At 40.4% G+C, this 4,235-nt stretch carries 6 protein-coding genes; 4 read left to right on the top strand and 2 right to left on the bottom strand.

Annotated features, from left to right (window positions below; translation table 11 throughout):
* Both AC3LHT_RS09250 and AC3LHT_RS09245 read right to left on the bottom strand, forming a co-directional pair.
* Positions 1-935: BaiN/RdsA family NAD(P)/FAD-dependent oxidoreductase (locus AC3LHT_RS09250; RefSeq protein ID WP_488662687.1), on the bottom strand; the 935-nt coding region annotated here is incomplete at its 3' end.
* Position 936: 1 nt separating this feature from the next.
* On the bottom strand, positions 937-1,848 hold the full coding sequence (locus AC3LHT_RS09245) for a hypothetical protein (protein WP_488662686.1): 912 nt from the start codon (positions 1,846-1,848) through the stop codon (positions 937-939).
* A gap of 171 nt (positions 1,849-2,019) precedes the next feature.
* On the opposite strand from AC3LHT_RS09245, the gene AC3LHT_RS09240 reads away from it, so the two are divergent.
* From AC3LHT_RS09240 to AC3LHT_RS09225, 4 genes are all read left to right on the top strand, one after another.
* On the top strand, positions 2,020-2,409 hold the full coding sequence (locus AC3LHT_RS09240; protein WP_290645867.1) for a Fur family transcriptional regulator: 390 nt from the start codon (positions 2,020-2,022) through the stop codon (positions 2,407-2,409).
* A 16-nt stretch (positions 2,410-2,425) separates the two neighbouring features.
* A complete protein-coding gene (locus AC3LHT_RS09235; RefSeq protein ID WP_488662685.1) occupies positions 2,426-3,292 on the top strand; it encodes a metal ABC transporter substrate-binding protein in 867 nt (288 codons plus the stop codon).
* Positions 3,282-4,025 (top strand): metal ABC transporter ATP-binding protein, encoded by a 744-nt coding sequence (locus AC3LHT_RS09230; protein WP_290645863.1) that lies wholly within the window; start codon positions 3,282-3,284, stop codon positions 4,023-4,025. The genes AC3LHT_RS09235 and AC3LHT_RS09230 overlap by 11 nt, the downstream gene beginning before the upstream one ends.
* The coding region (locus AC3LHT_RS09225; RefSeq protein WP_488662684.1) for a metal ABC transporter permease at positions 4,022-4,235 on the top strand (214 nt) is incomplete at its 3' end. The genes AC3LHT_RS09230 and AC3LHT_RS09225, both read left to right, overlap by 4 nt.

Below are 4,235 nucleotides of genomic sequence, written 5' to 3'. Positions count from 1 at the left end.
CTGAGGTTCGTTTTAAGTGAAACCCCACAATTCTGCATTATCTTGTCTACCAGACTTAATGGATAGCCGAGTTTTTTCAAGCTCGTTCTTACAAGCATGTTTTTCTGCGTCAAAAGATCATTTTTGAGCTTTTCCGGATCAATATCAAGAAAATTAATCAAAACCTCATCCCCCGTTTGCGCCTCTCTTGAAAGATGGAGTATCACAGGCCCTGAAAAACCCTTATGCGTGATCAAAAGTGGCCCTACTTTTTCAACTATTTTCCTTTCGTTTTTCCAAAGAGACACTCTCGCAGCTTTGAAAGAAAGCCCTGATAATTCGCCTAAAGAAAAGTTCTCGATAAAAAACGGTGCAAGTGCGGGTTCTGGGCTTATTACGGTGTGGCCCAGCGCTTTTGCGAAGCGATAACCATCACCCTCTGAACCCGTCCAGGGATAGGTTTTTCCCCCGGTTGCAATTAACAGCGCACTGGATTCAAAGGTCTTATCTGTGGCTTTTACAATAAATCCTTTATTGGTTTTCTTGACAGCAATAACAGGGCATGAAGTTTTAATTGAAACTCCTTTTCTTCTCGCATCATCAACAAGGATTTTTAAAACATCTCTAGCTTCAAAGGATGCTGGAAACACCTTGCCATTTTCGGTTATAAGAGTTGGAACTCCCATTTTGTTGAAATATTCGATAAGGTCTTTATTATCAAATGCATAAATCGCAGGTTTGACGAACTTTTCTTCACCGTTGTAATGAGATAAGAGTTCATCTGGAGTACCCGTATGAGTGAGGTTACATTTGCCCGAACCCGATATCAACAACTTTCTTCCAGGACGATCCTTTTTTTCGAGCAAAAGCACGGACAGGTTACATGCGGCAGCATTTATCGATGCGAAAAGGCCTGCGGGACCAGCGCCTATAACGATCAGGTCATATTTTCGCATCTCAGTTTCCCCCGCTCAGTAAAGCAATAGAAACCACAGCACTGGCTATCATAAGCCAGTCTTTTTTGTCGAGAATCTCCTTGAATAAGAGCATTCCACCAATGCTCATCAACATAAGGCTGCCAATACCGTACAACGGAAATGCGACAGAAGCCGGTACAGAATTCAATGCTGAAATAAGGAAAAATGAAGAGAACAAGTTGGGAACCCCTACCACAAGACCGATACCAACTTCAATCCATCTGGGTTTACGACTTCTTATCACAAAGGGCATGCTGATGACCAAAGCAGTTGAAAAAACCGCAAAGAGAAACAATGGCCTTGTTGAAATAGTTGCGTACTTCTGAAAAAGCTTATTGAAAAATTCTGCGAAGCCAGAGAACATGAAGAAAAGAATTACAGCAACACTTGGTTTTAAATGAGATTCCCCGGTCTTTTTTCCGCTCAACAACACAGAGATGATGGCAAATACTATTCCAAGACAACGTATCGGTCCAGGTATTTCAAGCCACAGAACCAAAGCAAAGAATGGTGGCAATACCACAACGCTCAGTTTCCCAATAACACCTGTAACGGCTACGCCGCTTTCTTTCAAACTCTTTTGATAATAAATAAAGGCGAGAAAAAAGAAATTTCCCGCAATGACACCGAGAAAGAGTGCCCACCAGGGTGAGGCGGCATTAGAAAAGGTTTTTGAATTCCTGAAAACATCCCAAAACTCTGTTAAAAAACTCCACATTCCATCTGAATCCAAAAGAATATCGCCTTTTAAAACCAAAAAAAGCGTAATAACAGAGGCTATTAAATAATTTGCGCTGGTAACAACATACCTGTTCAGGTTCATCCCTTCACTAAAGCGAAGAAACAAAATAATGGAAACACTACATAAAGTGGCGAATATCAAGTATGTCATACAACCCTCCAACATAAAGCTTCTTCGCAATTTTACACTAAAAATCTCCCTTACTGCCATAGCTTTAAGGTATAAATCGTTAATATAGTTCTAACTCACTTCTTGACAACTGCAGCTGATTGTTATAGAATCTTATGCAAATCATTTGCGCAAACGATTCGCGAGGTGATAATGTTGAAAGGTCTTACAAAGCTTAGAAAAGAGATATTGAACCTCATAGAACGCTCTAAGGTTCCTTTATGTGCCGAGGAAATATACCAGAATCTCGATGAGAAACCCAATCTTTCCAGTGTATACAGAGGGCTTTGTTATTTGGAAGAAAGAGAAATGATAAAGTCCATCACCTTTGACGGAAATACGAGATACTTTTTTAAAGCCACAGAGCACCCCAGACATTATTTGTACTGCAAAATGTGCGGTAGGCTCGAGGCTTTTGACATATGTTTCGCCAATAGGATTCAGAAAGAACTCGAAAAAAAACACGATTACAAGATTCTCGACCACATATTTTATTTTGTAGGCATATGCTCAGAATGCCGCAAAAAGCTTTCCGAACAGTGAAAAGGAGGTGAGTGCGGTGAAACCAATAATAGCCATCATATTTTTGATTTTACTTATCACTTCCTCGCTGTTTGCTTTGAATATAATCACCACAATAAATCCCTATTATTTGCTCTTGAAAGAGATCACTGCTGAAACCGATAATGTCACCCTTTTGATTGAACCCGGTCAGAATCCACATATATATTCACCCAATATGGAAGATATCCGGAAACTTTCAAGTGCCGATCTAATAGTTGCAAATGGATTTGAGCTGGAAAGCTTTTTGACTGAAAAATTGGATTGGCTTGAACGTTCAGGGAAAAGGGTCATTTTTGTTTCCTCATATGTTGATAAAGTACTTCGTTCATCATCGGATTCTACCCCAAACGAAGATCATATAAACCCACACATTTGGCTGGGGATTTCTTTGCTCACCAAGTATATAATTCCTGGCCTAACAAAAGATCTAATGAAGATAGAACCTTCAAAGGCAAATCTTTACACTGAAAACGCAGAAAAGCTCATCGACAATCTAAAAGAGATATATAAAAATCTATCAGAATATTTTCTTCCCTTTGCAGGCAAAAAAATATTGATGTCACATCCGAGCTTCTATTATTTTTTCCGTGATTTTGGAATTGGCACCGTTTCCCTTTTTGAAGGCCACGGTGACGAGCCAACCATTTCTGAGTTAAAAGATATAATCAAAGCCGCGAAAAGCGGAGAATACATCGCCGCTTTTGGGGAATACCAGCAAAACAACAAATCCATAGAAATAGTGGTTAGAGAAGCTGGAATTGCTAAATCTGAACTCGACCCTCTCGGTATAGGAAAGAAGGATTTCAAAGATTTCCTAAACTGGAATATCACCCGTATAATGGAGGTTATAAATGTCCATTGATGTGATCTTGAAAATTGAGAATCTAAACTACAATGTTGGAAGAAATCACATTTTACAAAATATATCCTTTGAAATAAGGCGTGGGGAATTTGTTGGACTTATCGGCCCGAACGGTGCCGGCAAATCCACGCTTGTAAAAGCCATCATCGGAGAGCTTGAAGGTTATCAGGGAAAGGTAGAACTAAAAGGGCAAATCGGTTACCTTCCCCAACAAAAAGATTTCGAAAGAGATTTCCCCATATCCGTTAAGGACGCTGTGGCTATGGGTCTTTATAAGAAAAAAGGGCCATTGAGATTTTTCAATAGTACGGATTGGGAAAAAGTGAAAGAGTTGCTCAAAATCGTGGGCGCTGAAGAGCTCTATGACAGAAGAATCGGAGTGCTCTCTGGTGGTGAATACCAGCGCGTCATGCTCGCAAGAGCTCTTGCAACAGAGCCTGAAATTCTGATTCTCGATGAGCCAGAAGCAGGTATCGATGAGATGGGCAAAGCTTCCTTTTACGAACTACTCAGCAGTTTGAAAAAAGAAAAGGGCCTTACCCTGCTTATGGTGAGCCATGACATAGGACTCGTTTTTGACGCCTGTGATCGCATAATGTGCCTGAACAAAACTCTTCATTGTCACAAGAGCACTCACGAAGTATCTCCAGAGGATTTACAGGTTATCTTTTCTCCTGATTTTGACTTGTTGATACGAGGAAAAGACCATTTGCATAGGGAGCATGAACTATGAGTTTTTTTCAGGATATGTTTGTCTTTGAGTTCTTAAAAAACGCATTTTTCGCCAGCATACTGGTAAGCATTTTGACAGCGTTGTTTTCAACGGTTGTCGTCTTACGAAAAATAGAATTCATAGGTGATGGCGCAGCCCACGCATCGTTTGGAGGCCTTGCTCTCGGATTTTTGATTGGAATAAGCAGTACACTCGTAGCAGCCATTTCCG

This window comes from Kosmotoga sp. (assembly GCF_982836095.1).
Note: the sequence above shows the minus strand (reverse complement) of the source record. Positions and strands in the feature narration are given on the sequence as shown.

Bases quoted from the DNA above. Each gene is read 5' to 3' on its own strand.
- AC3LHT_RS09245 (WP_488662686.1), bottom strand. From the start codon at position 1,848: ATGACATACTTGATATTCGCCACTTTATGTAGTGTTTCCATTATTTTG.
- AC3LHT_RS09240 (WP_290645867.1), top strand. From the start codon at position 2,020: ATGTTGAAAGGTCTTACAAAGCTTAGAAAAGAGATATTGAACCTCATA.
- AC3LHT_RS09230 (WP_290645863.1), top strand. From the start codon at position 3,282: ATGTCCATTGATGTGATCTTGAAAATTGAGAATCTAAACTACAATGTT.